The sequence below is a fragment of the Vibrio sp. 10N.261.51.F12 genome, assembly GCF_041471725.1.
Classification (GTDB): Bacteria; Pseudomonadota; Gammaproteobacteria; order Enterobacterales; family Vibrionaceae; genus Vibrio.
In genome coordinates, this window is sequence record NZ_JBFROV010000012.1 from 1 (window position 1) to 14,410 (window position 14,410).

At 41.3% G+C, this 14,410-nt stretch carries 13 protein-coding genes; 5 read left to right on the plus strand and 8 right to left on the minus strand.

Translation table 11 applies throughout. The features are described from left to right. The first annotated feature begins 157 nt into the window (after window positions 1–157). From AB4405_RS06075 to AB4405_RS06090, 4 genes are all read left to right on the plus strand, one after another. Complete coding sequence (locus tag AB4405_RS06075; protein ID WP_372060050.1) at window positions 158–805, plus strand: TetR/AcrR family transcriptional regulator; 648 nt, start codon at window positions 158–160, stop codon at window positions 803–805. A 152-nt stretch (window positions 806–957) separates the two neighbouring features. Then, window positions 958–3,240 carry an acyl-CoA dehydrogenase gene (locus tag AB4405_RS06080; RefSeq protein WP_372060051.1) on the plus strand — a complete coding sequence of 761 codons (2,283 nt, stop codon included), beginning with the start codon at window positions 958–960 and terminating at the stop codon, window positions 3,238–3,240. Between the two features lie 550 nt (window positions 3,241–3,790). Beyond that, the gene (locus AB4405_RS06085; protein WP_372060052.1) at window positions 3,791–4,552 is read left to right on the plus strand and encodes an SDR family NAD(P)-dependent oxidoreductase; all 762 of its coding nucleotides are present in this window, start codon (window positions 3,791–3,793) and stop codon (window positions 4,550–4,552) included. A 332-nt stretch (window positions 4,553–4,884) separates the two neighbouring features. Further along, window positions 4,885–6,369 (plus strand): peptide MFS transporter, encoded by a 1,485-nt coding sequence (locus tag AB4405_RS06090; RefSeq protein ID WP_372060053.1) that lies wholly within the window; start codon window positions 4,885–4,887, stop codon window positions 6,367–6,369. On the opposite strand, the gene AB4405_RS06095 is transcribed toward AB4405_RS06090, so the two are convergent. Together AB4405_RS06095 and AB4405_RS06100 are read right to left on the minus strand one after the other, a co-directional pair. Beyond that, on the minus strand, window positions 6,366–6,581 hold the full coding sequence (locus tag AB4405_RS06095) for a hypothetical protein (RefSeq protein ID WP_372060054.1): 216 nt from the start codon (window positions 6,579–6,581) through the stop codon (window positions 6,366–6,368). The genes AB4405_RS06090 and AB4405_RS06095 overlap by 4 nt on opposite strands. 420 nt (window positions 6,582–7,001) lie before the next feature. Next, window positions 7,002–7,652, minus strand: a complete 651-nt coding sequence (locus tag AB4405_RS06100; protein ID WP_372060055.1) for a potassium channel family protein — start codon at window positions 7,650–7,652, stop codon at window positions 7,002–7,004. Window positions 7,653–7,796: 144 nt separating this feature from the next. Between AB4405_RS06100 and AB4405_RS06105 the strand changes: the two genes are divergently transcribed. Then, a complete protein-coding gene (locus tag AB4405_RS06105; RefSeq protein ID WP_372060056.1) occupies window positions 7,797–9,047 on the plus strand; it encodes a patatin-like phospholipase family protein in 1,251 nt (416 codons plus the stop codon). Between the two features lie 210 nt (window positions 9,048–9,257). Here the strand turns inward: AB4405_RS06105 and AB4405_RS06110 are convergent, their stop codons facing one another. The 6 genes from AB4405_RS06110 to AB4405_RS06135 all read right to left on the minus strand — a co-directional run bounded on the left by AB4405_RS06110 (window position 9,258) and on the right by AB4405_RS06135 (window position 14,332). Then, window positions 9,258–9,479: a hypothetical protein gene (locus tag AB4405_RS06110; protein WP_372060057.1), complete on the minus strand. Its 222-nt coding sequence runs from the start codon at window positions 9,477–9,479 to the stop codon at window positions 9,258–9,260. Window positions 9,480–9,505: 26 nt separating this feature from the next. Then, window positions 9,506–9,946 (minus strand): hypothetical protein, encoded by a 441-nt coding sequence (locus AB4405_RS06115; protein WP_372060058.1) that lies wholly within the window; start codon window positions 9,944–9,946, stop codon window positions 9,506–9,508. A 111-nt stretch (window positions 9,947–10,057) separates the two neighbouring features. Continuing rightward, window positions 10,058–11,011 (minus strand): DUF3187 family protein, encoded by a 954-nt coding sequence (locus AB4405_RS06120; protein ID WP_372060059.1) that lies wholly within the window; start codon window positions 11,009–11,011, stop codon window positions 10,058–10,060. A gap of 415 nt (window positions 11,012–11,426) precedes the next feature. Continuing rightward, window positions 11,427–13,277, minus strand: a complete 1,851-nt coding sequence (locus AB4405_RS06125) for an FUSC family protein (RefSeq protein WP_372060060.1) — start codon at window positions 13,275–13,277, stop codon at window positions 11,427–11,429. Beyond that, on the minus strand, window positions 13,277–14,128 hold the full coding sequence (locus tag AB4405_RS06130; protein WP_372060061.1) for an efflux RND transporter periplasmic adaptor subunit: 852 nt from the start codon (window positions 14,126–14,128) through the stop codon (window positions 13,277–13,279). Before AB4405_RS06130 ends, AB4405_RS06125 begins: the two co-directional genes overlap by 1 nt. Next, entirely contained in the window at window positions 14,129–14,332 is a 204-nt protein-coding gene (locus AB4405_RS06135) for a hypothetical protein (RefSeq protein WP_372060062.1), read from the minus strand. It lies immediately after the preceding gene. Window positions 14,333–14,410: the final 78 nt, after the last annotated feature.

Below are 14,410 nucleotides of genomic sequence, written 5' to 3' on the forward strand. Positions count from 1 at the left end.
ATAATTTACAGATAAAAATACTTATGTTTCATATAGTTAATCGTTAAATAAAACCGCTACCGCTTGTTAAATTTAAAAACATGATGTTAATCACTTGTTGTGTTAATTTTTAACCGATAGTATTAAAACGAGTGTTTAATACAGGTGTTTTAATCGCATGGAATATAAAACAGAAACAAGAGATAAAATTTTAGATGTTGCTGAGGCTTTATTTACTGAACATGGATATAAAGGAACATCATTACGTACTCTAACCAGTAAGGCTAAAGTCAACGTGGCTTCAGTTAACTACCATTTTGGTGATAAAAAGAGTTTGATTCGTCAATTACTTAATCGCTACTTAAGCGAATTGATGCCAGCGATTAACGAATCGCTGCTCTGTTTAAATCAAAGGGAAAGCTACAACCTTGATGATGTATTCCATGCAATCAAGGCACCGTTGTGTTCATTAAATAACATCAAGGCTAACGGCATGAACCGCTTCTTATTGCTCCTGAGTAAAGGCTACTCCGATATTCAAGGGCACTTACGTTGGTTCATTTTAACTCGATATAAAAGCACCTTAGACCTTTTTGTCGAATCCGTCCGCTCGTGTTGCGACGACATGGATGACGCTGAGTTATTTTGGCGCCTTCATTTTTCTCTGGGTACCTTTATTTTTGCCATCGGTTCGAGTAAGGCACTCACCGAAATCGCATCCAGTACATTTGATCAACACGACGCGGACGTCGAAGGCATCATCGATCGCCTCATCCCTTATCTGTCTGCAGGTGTTTTAGCGCCTTCCAATATAGAGAAACGCTAAATGCACTCAACATACACATTCACTTTAAACCAATGTGCATCAACTCGTGGTCCGTTTTTAAGCCGCTATGCACCTTTACCCCCCTGCGCTAGCGCATACACATTCGCTCTAGTCATAAACAATGACTCAATTGAACACAAGGAACAGTACTTATGAGTTTCATCAGCCAAAAATTAATCAGTGAACCTGCATTTAGCTTGTTTAAAAAAGTACTTCCACCCCTTTCCGCTACCGAAAGAGAGGCAATGGAAGCGGGCAGCGTATGGTGGGACGGTGAACTATTTTCTGGTAACCCTGATTTCTCGACCCTTCATCAGTATCCAAAACCGACACTGACACAAGAAGAACAATCATTCATCGATAACGAGCTTGAAACCCTACTGTCGATGCTTGATGATCATAAAATGGTCAAAGAAGATCGCGATCTCCCTGCCGAGGTATGGGCGTATCTGCGCAAAGAGCGCTTCTTCTCTCTCATCATTTCTAAAGACTATGGTGGCCGTCATTTTTCTGCACTGGCTAACTCGACCATCGTATCTAAGATTGCATCGCGTAGTATGAATGCCGCGATTACCGTTATGGTCCCCAACTCACTTGGGCCAGGCGAACTCCTGTCTCATTACGGTACACAAGAACAAAAAGATTATTGGTTACCACGTCTCGCCAACGGTACGGATACACCGTGCTTCGCACTTACGGGGCCAGAAGCGGGCTCTGACGCTGGTGGTATTCCGGATACTGGCACGGTTTGTTACGGCATGCACGAAGGTCAAGAAGTACTCGGTATTCGTCTAAGCTGGAATAAACGCTATATAACATTGGCGCCTGTTGCGACGGTCATGGGGCTCGCGTTTAAGTTACAAGATCCTGAGCAGCTATTGGGTGATAAAAAAGACATTGGCATTACCTGTGCGTTAATTCCAACTGACCACGATGGCGTTATCATTGGGGAACGCCATGACCCGATGCACCTTGCTTTTATGAACGGTACTATTCGCGGTAATGACGTATTTATCCCGATGGAATGGCTAATAGGTGGTGCAAACTACGCCGGTCGTGGCTGGAGAATGTTAGTAGAATGTCTATCGGCTGGGCGTGGCATCTCACTTCCAGCACTTGGCACAGCCGTTGGTCATTTAACAGCACGAACAACTGGTGCTTATGCTTATGTGCGTAAACAGTTCGGGATGTCGATTGGTAAATTTGAAGGTGTCGCAGAGGCTATGGGTCGCATCGGGGGTATGACATATCTTCTTGAAGCCAACCGCACCCTGACTACGACATCATTGGATATGGGCGAAACCCCAGGAATCGTTACCGCCATTGCTAAATACCACATGACGGAAATCTCACGAACTATCCTAAATGATTCAATGGATATTCATGCTGGCCGCGCTATCCAATGTGGTCCAATGAATTACCTCGCTTCCCCATATATGTTCATGCCAGTCTCTATTACTGTAGAGGGGGCGAATATACTCACACGTAACCTTATGATCTTTGGTCAAGGGGCAACACGTTGTCATCCTTATGTCTTACAAGAGATGGAAGCGGCGGCCAATCCTAACCACGAAGAAGGTGTAAAAGCGTTCGATAACTTATTGTTCAAGCACATCGGTCATGCCACGAAAAACTCCATAGGCGGTTTGTTTGCTGCCCTGACTGGCTCCGCATTTACGTCTTCTCCTGTTAGCGGTGAAACGGCACGTCATTATAAGAGGTTAAAGCGTTTAAGTAAGGCATTAGCAGTGAGTGCTGACTTTGCAATGCTCACTCTTGGCGGGCAACTAAAGCGTAAAGAGTTGATTTCAGCTCGATTAGGCGATGGTTTGGCGTACCTGTACTTGGTTTCAGCCGTACTGAAAAAATTCCATGATGAGGGACAACCAGCCGCCGATCTTGATTATGTGCATTATGCCGCCGAGCATTGTTTCTACCACGCCGCTAAGTCGTTAAACGAAGCCTATCGCAATTTCCCAAGCGGGTTTGCCGGAAAAACACTGAAGGCACTGCTATTCCCAATTGGCAATCACTTCAAACAGCCGGCTGACAGCTTAAGTCTTAAGATTGCTGAAAAGCTGATGATCCCGGGGGAAGACCGTGATCGTCTAACGCACCTTTGCTATATCGGTGAACATGAGGATGACAACGTCGGTATTATGGAACGAGCATTCATCGCGATGTATAACATAAGAGATCTCGAAGCAAAGCTCTTTAAAGGTGTCAAAGCAGGGAAAGTTGCGAAAAAAGGATTACTTTTCGATCGACTACAGCAAGCATTAGAAGCCGACGTTTTGACCCAAGAAGAAGTGGATAAGACCGTTGCTGCTGATGCACTGCGTTATCGTGCTATTCAGGTCGATCACTTTAGCCATGATATGAAGCAAACCCTGACGAATGAACCAGATTCACAGGACCTGACTCGCGTCGCGTAATAGCAGCTCTTCTATCATTCGATAGTGAAAGTTAAGCACCTCCTCTTACCCCAGTGATGATTTTACATCTCATTGGGGTAATTTTAACCCTCAATTTAAACAAACATTCCCTGAGCAAATATCATTGTCATTTCACCTTTTTTGCCTCCTTCAAGTAAATTTCTATCTTTGAATCGCTCTATGCTAAATCAACGTAGTTTAAAAAATCATTGTCAAAATAGTGAAAACAAGGGTGACACCGACTCTCCAAGATGAAAATACCGAGTGGTAAGACCAGAATAAAATAATGAGTCGCGCCAATGCTTGCTCATTAGGTCCAGTACAAACATGCCCTCAACGTCTAAAATTTTTGCTTTTCACTGAACGTTTTGTGCTTACACTTAAATAGTCACTCGCCATTATGTCTAAATAATTTCTTCTTCTTATGTTATTTAGCAAATAAATAAATAGTGGCGAGATATAACGAAATTCAAACAAAAAATTATTCTAATAATAATTGTCTCCAAAACATACAGTGAGACTCAGCAACTCAATAACCAAAGGAAGATTCATGAATATTAAAGATTCTGTTGTCGTCATCACAGGTGGCGCACAAGGCCTTGGCTTTGCTACAGCGAACATGCTCTCTAAAGCAGGCGCACACATTGCTATCATTGACAGCAATGAAGAACAACTGGTCTCTGCGGCTGCCGATCTTCAAGCAAACGGCACCAAAATAGGCACCTACTGCGCCAATATTACCGATGAAGCCGCAACCGTTAATGTCTTCAACGAAATATTAAATGACTTTAACAAAGTCAATGTTTTGATTAACAACGCCGGTATATTGCGCGATGGTTTGATGATAAAAGCAAAAGACGGAGAAATATTAAACGAGATGTCGCTTGAACAATTTAATGCCGTGATTAATGTGAATCTAAGTGGCACATTTTTGTGCGGTAGAGAAGCAGCAAAAGCGATGATTCGCTCCAATCAACAAGGCGTGATTATCAATATTTCATCTGTCGCACGTGATGGCAATATGGGTCAAAGCAACTACAGTGCTGCAAAAGCCGGCGTCGCATCATTGGCCATGGTTTGGGCAAAAGAACTGTCTCGTTATAACATCCGCGCCGCCGCTATCGCGCCAGGGGCTTGCTATAGCGCAATGACAGCGTCAATGAAGCCTGAAGCACTGACTCGCCTCGAACAGATGGCACCGGTTAAACGTCTTGGCCAAGATGTTGAAATCGCAAAATCTGCGCAGTTCATCATTGAAAATGATTTTTATAACGGCAAGGTGCTGGCGGTTGATGGTGGGTTAGTGCTGTAACCGCTAGTTGTTTGGTAAAACCGTGATTGGGCCAAAACCATTACCAGCAGAATAAGAAAACAGAACTCAATGTTTTTCATCCAAAATTAGAAAACTTAGATATAGCCTCTTGTACTTAAACTACAGGGGCTTTCTTTTACATGAACGATTGTTCAAGAATACCTCACCTTAATGACCGTGTATCAACGACAGAAAAACTAACGCTTTGGATTAGAATTTCTCGTGCTTCACGTCCACAGTATATCGACCCACATCAATATGTAACATATCTTGTCTGTTATTATAAAAATGGTTTTAAAAACCAGTTTTATTTTAAAGTTAAGGATTTTATTATGTGGAACAAGCTCAATAAATCCATGATGCTCTGCCAGATGATGTTTGGTCTGTCGTTCTATGGTGTCATGGTCATTCTCACGCGATTTTTCTTAGAAAACTTGGGATACAGCGAAGCTGATACGATGATGGTTGTAGGTGCTTTCTCATCCATTGGGCCGTTATTTGCCATTGCCGGCGGCTTTATTGCCGATAAATTCTTAGGCGCCTATCGGTCTCTCACCATTGCTTACTTTGGTTTCAGTGCAGGTTATGTACTATTGGTGCTTGGTGCCTCTACCGTCAATATACCCATGAGTCTCGCGGGTATCGCCTTAGCAAGTTATGCACGTGGCTTAATGTCCCCTTCTTATCCTAGCCTTTATAAGCGCACGTTCAAAAGCCAAGAAGATTTCGAAAACGGTTACCCTGTTAATTATTCTGTCAACAATGTAGGTGCCTTACTCGGTCAATACCTGTTCCCAATGTTTGTTCTTGTCATTGGCTTCTACGGCAGTTTCCTTTTATCAGGGATCTTAGCCTTTGCCGCTTTATGCATGCTCATCATGTTCCGCAAGCAATTGCAAGGAGTAGGCGCAGAGATAGACCAAGCCCCCGTATCAACAAAAAATTGGCTGTTATTTGGTGTGACATCATTAGCCATGATTGGCATGGTATTTTTCATGTTTTCTAATATGGATATTGGTAAGAACATTGTTTACGCGATTGGACTTGCCGCGATTGGATACTTCATATCATTAATGTTAAAAGCCGAAAAAGCCGATGCGTTACGTATGGGCACTATCCTCATTGTCACCGCACTTACGACCGCGTTTTTCGTCTATTACGGGCAAATGATGACGTCGATGACGATGGTAACGATCAACACAATGCGCGGTGATCTATTTGGCCTTATCCCAATCGCACCAGAGGCATCTATGTCGATGAACCCATTATGGTGTATTGTCGCTGGACCGGTTATTGCAGCAACATTCTCTGGTTTGGAAAAGCGTAACATTCACTTCACCACCGCGACTAAAATTGGGTTTTCGTTTATCTTAACGGCCATTGCGTTTGGTATTCTCGCGTTTGCCGTTAAGAATGTGGGAGACAGTGTCATCATTCGTCCTGAAGTGTTCTTGGTTATTCATTTCTTCCAAGCGTTTGCAGAGGTCATTGTTGGTTCATTAGTGGTGGCATTCATTTTATCGGTGGCACCAAAGCACATCGAAAACTTCTCAGTGAGCTTGTTTTCGGTCGCTATTGCCTTGTCTGGTATCGTAGGCGCGGTTTTCTCTACCTCGATTGCGGCAGAAAAAGGACAAGAAATCACACAAGAATTTGTGCAAAAAGTATATGGTGACTACTTCTCTATGTTGACAATCCTTGCGGTTGTCATGGTTGGCATCGCATTTGTTGCTTCTGCTGCCATTCGCAAGATGCTTGCTGCCGCAAACCAGCAGCAAGCTAAAAATGACATTGAACTAACCAACGCCGAAGGCTAGCGTTGATTCTTGAACCCCACTTGCAGTGGGGTTCTTTGTATCGTCCGTATCATCATTTGAGCCATGCTAAGGCTAACCATCGCAATAAAACTACCCGCAACAAATACGATAGCGCTCATCGCATACACAATCGAACCACACGCAAAAATGATAGACATAAGGTTGTGAAATATCGCGTAGAGACTATGTTTACTGGCTTTTACGGAGCTCATCGTCGCACCTCATCACCGTAACCGCTCAAAAGACCGCGGAATTTTGTGGCATATGTACCGCTGGATTTAAAAGTAACGCCATTGTAAATAGGTGATCTGGCTCGATTAAAAGTATCGCCCTGTGACATCGATGTAACATTGTTATCTTGGGGAAAAAAATCCGCCCTTCCATAAGGGAAGCCACGGTGAACGTAATACATATTGGTTCCTGTCAACTAACTATTATTTAAGAGGTTTTGATATTAACGCATTAGCAATCAAGAATTATCATAGAGCACTATGCGTTGGATAAAAATTAAATAAACCATTTTTTTCAAATAGTTGCAGGCTATTCTTATAAAAAAATTATCATTACGTTTCGCTGCGATGACCACCTGGCCTCATCCACCGCCAAAGAATATCGTATCAAATTAGCTTGCGTTACTTTTCTCTGGCGTTGACCAACCCAGAAACAACAACCGCCATGTAAAATACCCCTGTAATCGCTTGAAGATAAACGACGACCTCCGCCAAAGGGCTGTTTGGACTGTAATCTCCATAACCCAAAGTGGTTAGCGTGACAAAACTAAAATAGGTCATCTCAGAGAAGTTATTGCCCCAAGAACTAGCAGGTTCTACGCCCAAAATAGCGTTGGGGTTGACTTCGAGTATGAGTAGATAGAGTGCAGCCCAGCCCAGACCCATGACCAGAAAAAGTGCGATAGAACCGATGAGCTTATTGTTGTCGATACGATCCGAAAGTAAAATATGATGGGCAGTAGAATGGAAGACGCCATAAAAAAATGCCAACATAAGAATTAGCATAGAGGTATTCGCGAGCTCTGATCCTGAAAACGTGTGAATGATAATTACCCCAGTCATCAATACACTGATTGTGACAAGGTAAATGTACCATTTCTGACTAAACTTCATACTCATTAAGCAAATCACGAAACTATTTAGCAGCACAGGCTTCAATAGAAACTCTAACTCTGCTCCTGCGATTTCCTTCACAACCGCCCCTATCACCAAAATGAGAATAAGTGAAAGCGTAAAGTAAATAAAATTGTTTTGATCACTGATTCTCACCACTTGATTCACCCTCTACAATGTTGGATCTAACACTCTGTTTATTCGTCATAATTACAATGTTGTTGCCTATTTTCTGAGGCAACGACTAATCTTATATTTAGATGACTATAAGATTAGTCTAATTATGATGGGAAAGACCTCGCAATGCAGAAGATAGCCATTATTGTTATATCTTTGATTCTTCTCGGGTGCTCGAGTAGCCCCCATACAGAATCACTACGAGTAGATGAATCTAATTATTTAAAAGCGCAAATCGGTCCCCTTGAACACGTCGTCGATTTGGAAAACGAACCTTATCGCTTTTGGGGTGACGAAGTCCCCTCAAATCTAAAAACGTTCCCCAAACAAGGGATTGATCAGAAAACGATCGAAACGTTGAAAAACTCACCGAGCACTCCCAAGGTAATAGGGAGCCAATTTAATGTTCTCGTTCTCTCTGGAGGGGGTCCCCGAGGTGCCTTTGGCGCAGGCGTGATAAATGGTTTGCGTGATCAAGGTGAGTTACCTGAATTCTCTCTAATAACAGGCGTCAGTGCGGGTGCGCTGATTGCGCCGTTCGTGTATGTCGGTGGAGACAAATATCACGAATTAAGAGACGTCATGCTCGGCCTTGACGACAGTATGATGCTGGGAGGCACAAGTATCCTTCAAGTACTATTTGGTGATGCTTTTTCTGAAGGAAACAGTTTCTACCAAATGGTTCAAAAAACCTATGATGATGATTTTATAGACCAAATAGCCAAGCAACACATGACCGGAAAAAGGATGCTGATCGGCACCACTCACTTTGATTCAGGTAGACAGATGATATGGAACATAGGTCGCATAGCTAACAGTGATTTGCCGAACAAAAATGAGCTCATCCGTCAAATATTCGCTGCCAGCTCTTCGATACCCGGTGTTTTCCCGCCTCAATTTGTCCCTGTTACCGTAAACGGGAAAGCACTTGAAGAAATGCACGTCGATGGGGGGTTGTCCAGTCAGCTATTCTTTGACCCAGTGGGCTTTGACTTCACAAAATTGGTCCACGCGTTAGGGTATGACGAACCGCCACAGGTCTATATTATTCGAAATGGACGTTTAAAAGCAGAGTTTGAGTTTGTTTCCGATGATACCGTCAGCTTAGCCACCAGAAGTATTGATAATCTAGTGTTAGAACAAACTCGCGGAGATATCTTTAGAGAGATGTATGTGACAAAAAAAATTGGGGCAACATTATTCCTGACCTATGTTAATGATGACTTTACGGTTAAGCCTCAAGCCAGTAAGTTCTTTGATCCTGAGTATTTGAAAGCACTTTACCATTATGGTTACGAAAAGGCACAAAGCGAAAAAACCTGGGTAAGTAAGCTCCCATTATTGAGGTCACCGAGACCCGCAGAAACAATGCCTTGATATCAAAATAGACGTTACATTAAATGACTAACGCCACTCTCTTATTGGTATGAGAGTGGCGTTATTGTTTGGTTACACGCTTATGCGTTGACAACACTAGAGTGCCATTCCATAAAATCACGAATCCCTTTGCACAAAACCAAATATATTTAATCTTATCGCTATCCTAAAAAGCTGATAAGCAATAACAATTACAAGCCGTTACTTTGCTTATGTTTTATTGTGATTACGTTTATGCAATTCAGTATGCGCTGTCTTATGGTGGTGATGCGATGGCTTATGCGTGTTATGCCCGCCGTGTAAGTGTAGATGTTCTTCACTGTCTTTCATTTGAAACTCTAGATGGTCCTTGTTATGTTTATGCTCGTGTTCATCCCCGTATTCACGAACCATTTTTTCATGAGTTGCCATTTTAGTATGTTGTTTTGACATGATTAAATCTCTCTAATTGTATTCTATTATTTATATTCAACGACACGTGCAACGTAATCAGTCAGCTCAATATCACCGATACCGTGTTGAGATAACGACACTGAGAAGAAAGCCGGTTCATCTGCATTAATTTTTTCTTCAACCTGTTTAATCAATCCATCAAAGTTCGCAGTGCTGTTAACCGTGAATTCCTTCACTACTTCTAAACCGTTTGCCTTAGCTTCGTCTTTTGTAATGTAAGTATTATTAAAGCTAGCTGATAAGGTCTCAATACGATCCGTCACATTGAAGTTTTCATTGGAATCAGTCGTAATATAAGTATCGTCCGAAAGATTGACCTCTTGCATGTCATTCATCGCTTGTTCCATTTTTTGATCGTTGTGGTCAACCGATGACATGTGTTGTAAAGATTCAGCATAAACGCCTGATGAAAAAACAAATAATACTGGTAGTAGATATTTAAACATAATTTTTCTCTTTTATTCATAAAATGCGATGGACCTAATGTCTCATACGCGGTTGGGTTAATAAATTGAACAAATCTAAAATGACTATTAACTCATCTTTAATGGTGCCACTTAAAAGTAATGTCTTAGTGCTAGCGTAAACGCGATATCTGTTGAATTATCCATGTTAAATAGGTTCTCAGTTCCTGATAGTTCAAGGACAGTATCTGAGAAATAATAACGATACCCCAACGTCGCTTCATTGACGTTTTCTGAGAAAGCCGTTTGATTTAATGTTCCTTGATAAACATGGTACTCCGCCAATATTTCGTGATTTGACAAAAATCGATATCCGTATCCAACTGCGCCCTCTACAGTGAACTTTTTAAAATATAAGTCTTCATCTATATTTTTACTGGCATGATGCACCACACCTAGTGTTGAGTGGAACGAATGACCGCCTTTAGCATAAGACCAGTTTACTTGTAAATTTTGGTCAAAACCTGCAGAAGAAAATTCATAATCACTTTGGTTGTTATAGTACAGCGACGCACCGACTGACAAGGCTTGGTACTTTGTCTCATAGAGTGAATATTGCGCATATAAAGACAACGCACTTTCTAGCGAATCACCTTCAAAATCATTGTTGTGGACATCATAGGTATTACTATCGATGTTAAAACTATCGTTTTCGACATCATCTCGACCGTCCAATTTGAGTCCTGCCGCATTGTGGAACGACTTAACCAAGCCATCAAGGTGGTTGTTTTTGGCCCATGCGTACTGATACTTCAGTTCTAGGTTCCATTTCTCAGCAGGAGACCATTGAATACCTGTTGTCATCTTATTTTGATAGTAATCTAGGTTAAAATCATCCCCCGTCACCCACACACTGCCAATGTTATAACTGGCGAACACTTCTGTTTCATCATTTGAAAAGCCACTTCTCAATTGGGTTGATAAACCTAAAGACTGAATTGGGGCCTGTGCATCACCTCTTAGTGGCGGAGACTTAATGTCACTTCCATGAGCAAGGCTTACGCCCAGACACATCCATATTGCTAGACTTATAGCAACGTTTTTCATGTTTTTTCCTCTGATATACGGTATCGAAAATAATATTTCGACTCAGTATTTAGGCAGTGTGTCTACCTGATAACGCTATATTTATGTTTGTCGTATCTACTGAATCAACTTGGGACCTAGTTTAGGGGGAACAAGAAATAAAGTAATTCGCCGAGTATAAAAAAAACATAAAAAACCCATAGGAATAAAAATTAAGCCACTGTTTTTAATGCGTTATTTTTCATTTATCGTCATATTAGAAAGAAGTAGCTTGAGTTTTAACACCCAAAACTACCCGCCTTTCATCTATATTGGCTGCCTTCGTAATAAAAAAGCCCGTCAACTTATAGAGCTTCTAATCTAAAAACTTAAAACAGCAACTCGAGATAAAAGCACATTGCTCATTTCCATAAACCATCGCCATCAATCCTTGGCTCTAGCGTTTATTTAACTCCTTATAGAGCTCGTTAAACTGCTTACATAATGTAAACCATTTATAGTCTTCATCGGCTGCGGTGTTAAATTTATCACTCATCATATTTTTCAATTCGGCATTGCTAATGAAACTAGAAAAGTCATTATCTATAGAAGTAATCAATAACGCCTGTTCATCTGCCGTCACACTTTCAGTATCTAAAATCTTCAATAGTGATTTCACATAGAGTAGTTTCTTAATTGTCTTACTATCCGAATCTTCAATAAGATACGAATATGCTGTCAAAATTAGATTATTTACATTAAATGTACTTAGTGCTGTTGTATCTTTTGTTTTGAGTTTTTTAGTCAATAGACGTAATCGGTCTCTAATGACGACGGCCGTTTTTCTTGACGGTACTATTTCATATACCGCCCAAAGAACGATTAATGCAGTCATGTTCGCCACAACCGTATTCAAAAACTGCTCGAAATCATAGGTTGGTGCACTTGTAGTAGGCACTAGATTTGTCCAAGAAAACAACGACACCATACACACTATTTTAAATATGGATTTACTTTGCCAGAACCAGTAGGCCATTAGATACACACCGATGAAACTCGCAACAAAAACAAGTAATGGAGAACCAATTGGCATTACTCCAAAGGTAACAATGAAACCAAACGTACCTGCAATAAACTGTGCATAAAAATTAGCATTCATTGCGCGTTCCGCTCCTGGGTTCGCTGCATATGCAGAGATCATCATACCCGCCATGATCATCGCGGTCATGCCGCTTTCCCATTGCAGCTCGATCCAGACAAATGACAATGTGAATAACGCCAATGATGCTCGGACCATGTTATTTATTACTACATAGCCATCAGTGAAATTTCCAATCTCATCAACATGCAGGTTAGAACCGTATTCAAATACACTGTGATGTTGATCAAACTCGGCTAAACGCTGAGAGAATAATCTGACCTGTTCCGTAAACAAGGTAATGAGCTGGGGCTGCTTTAAATTCCATTGACTTATCAGCGCATCATCAATCTTTGTTTCAAAGGAACCTGTCTCTAAAATGCTCCATAGTGTTGGTGTCACACCGATGGCATTACCCAACTTCTTTAACTCAATCGCTTGAATGCCAATATTGATGCAATCATAGAATGTCGCTCGACTCTGTAGCTTCTCTTGCTTTGCTTGATCACTTCCATAAATTTCATCATCGACCACCAGCCATTTCTTACCAACGAAGCTTAAGAACGCTGACGTTAACTTTGTTGTCGCTGCTGACTCCGATTGGAAAACATTACGCAAGAATGATGTTGTGTATTGCTTGACCGAAAATAGCTCTGTTTTATTATCTGAGTAAGGGAGCACCATACTGGCGATCATCGACATTAAAATACCGAACGTGATTCCAATACATCGAACCTGAACAAGATCAAATAAGTTTGTCATGTCCGCTTCAGCTGCAACAGGGAAACCAACCAGCGATAGCGTAATCCCAACGACCGCGAACATGTAAGAAACTCGACGATGAAAATACGAGGCGATGCCTAAGCTAACAACAATTCCAACGATTAAGAATGAGTTGTATAACCAGGAATCTATCAAAGTCACACTAGCAATAAAGAGGATATAAATCCCGCCAACTAACGTCCCTAAAACCCTAGCTGCTGATTTTTTTACGCTTGCCCCGCGACTGCCGGTTATTTGTATGATGGCAGCAGTGGCCATCGCAGTACCTGTTGTGTCCGAGTCCATCAATAGCGATAAGCCCCAGGCCATAAACACTGCAAAACAGAAACGAAAGGCAAACATCATTGAATCGACGTTTGACCACTGTCGCGCCCAATTCATCAACATTATCTAATATCCACTGAAACTGTCGTACCCGCAATGAGCCTTTCATTCTCAACAACGTGTTTCGGAATGCTAATACGTACCGGGACACGCTGTGCTAGCCTTACCCAGGGTACGGTCGGATTTACATTAGTAATCAAACCAGAACTATCAGCACTTTGGTCGATAATGGCTCGTCCAACGCTTTCAATTTTCCCTTCAAATGAATGATCAGATGAGAATGGTTGAACAACCGCCGTTGCGCCTTCTTTCAATCCTTTAATTTTTGTTTCGGTAAAGTATGCCAAAATGTAATAGGTATCGCTTTCAACCAACGCAACAAACGGTTCTCCCGTATTAATAAAGTTACCCTCTCGTTGATTAAGATTTGTTACATAACCATCTTGTGGCGCTACGATTTGAGTACGGCTTAAATCTAATTCGGCTTTCGCTAACCCACTTTTTGCCTGGTCATACTCTGCTTTGTCTACAGCAACTTGAAGCCTTTCCGAGATAACCTGTTCTTCAGCAATCAGTTTTCGTTTCAGTAGTTTTGAATCTCTGCGGTAAACATTTTTAGACTTTTCCAGTTCAGCTTTTGCTTTCAACATTGCAAATTTTGCTTGTGTAACACTATTGGTATAATCAGCATCATCAATACTAAATAATAACTCACCCGCTTTTACATATTGATTATCGCTCACCAAAATTGACACAATTTCACCTGATACTTGAGGTGATATCTCGGCAATCTCAACGTGTACTTTTGCATCTCTTGTCCATAATGACTCAGTATACGCAGACCAAGACGAGTAACAGGTCACTCCGGCAGCCGCAACTAATGCCACTGGTAATAAAATTCTAAACGCTTTCACTTAACCCACCTTTATCATTAAAAGTTGCCCAGTAATAATAATCACTAAACATAGTTCACTTAAAGATGGATTAAATACTTTACCTTTTCTAAGCAAACCACCCACCGTATATTTGATAACAAACAATATTGCTAAAGCAACTATAACAAGCACCATAAAACCAGGTATGTATATATAGTCAAAGAGAATATGGTCACTCATCATGCTACCTTTCATTATTCATTGTTGTATTAACTTAAATTCAATATTAAGGCAGTAGTACTACCTGATAGCAACATTGTT

Coding starts and splice junctions, on each gene's coding strand:
- AB4405_RS06075 (WP_372060050.1), top strand. CDS start 158: ATGGAATATAAAACAGAAACAAGAGATAAAATTTTAGATGTTGCTGAG.
- AB4405_RS06080 (WP_372060051.1), top strand. CDS start 958: ATGAGTTTCATCAGCCAAAAATTAATCAGTGAACCTGCATTTAGCTTG.
- AB4405_RS06085 (WP_372060052.1), top strand. CDS start 3,791: ATGAATATTAAAGATTCTGTTGTCGTCATCACAGGTGGCGCACAAGGC.
- AB4405_RS06090 (WP_372060053.1), top strand. CDS start 4,885: ATGTGGAACAAGCTCAATAAATCCATGATGCTCTGCCAGATGATGTTT.
- AB4405_RS06095 (WP_372060054.1), bottom strand. CDS start 6,581: ATGAGCTCCGTAAAAGCCAGTAAACATAGTCTCTACGCGATATTTCAC.
- AB4405_RS06105 (WP_372060056.1), top strand. CDS start 7,797: ATGCAGAAGATAGCCATTATTGTTATATCTTTGATTCTTCTCGGGTGC.
- AB4405_RS06110 (WP_372060057.1), bottom strand. CDS start 9,479: ATGTCAAAACAACATACTAAAATGGCAACTCATGAAAAAATGGTTCGT.
- AB4405_RS06115 (WP_372060058.1), bottom strand. CDS start 9,946: ATGTTTAAATATCTACTACCAGTATTATTTGTTTTTTCATCAGGCGTT.
- AB4405_RS06120 (WP_372060059.1), bottom strand. CDS start 11,011: ATGAAAAACGTTGCTATAAGTCTAGCAATATGGATGTGTCTGGGCGTA.
- AB4405_RS06125 (WP_372060060.1), bottom strand. CDS start 13,277: ATGTTGATGAATTGGGCGCGACAGTGGTCAAACGTCGATTCAATGATG.
- AB4405_RS06135 (WP_372060062.1), bottom strand. CDS start 14,332: ATGATGAGTGACCATATTCTCTTTGACTATATATACATACCTGGTTTT.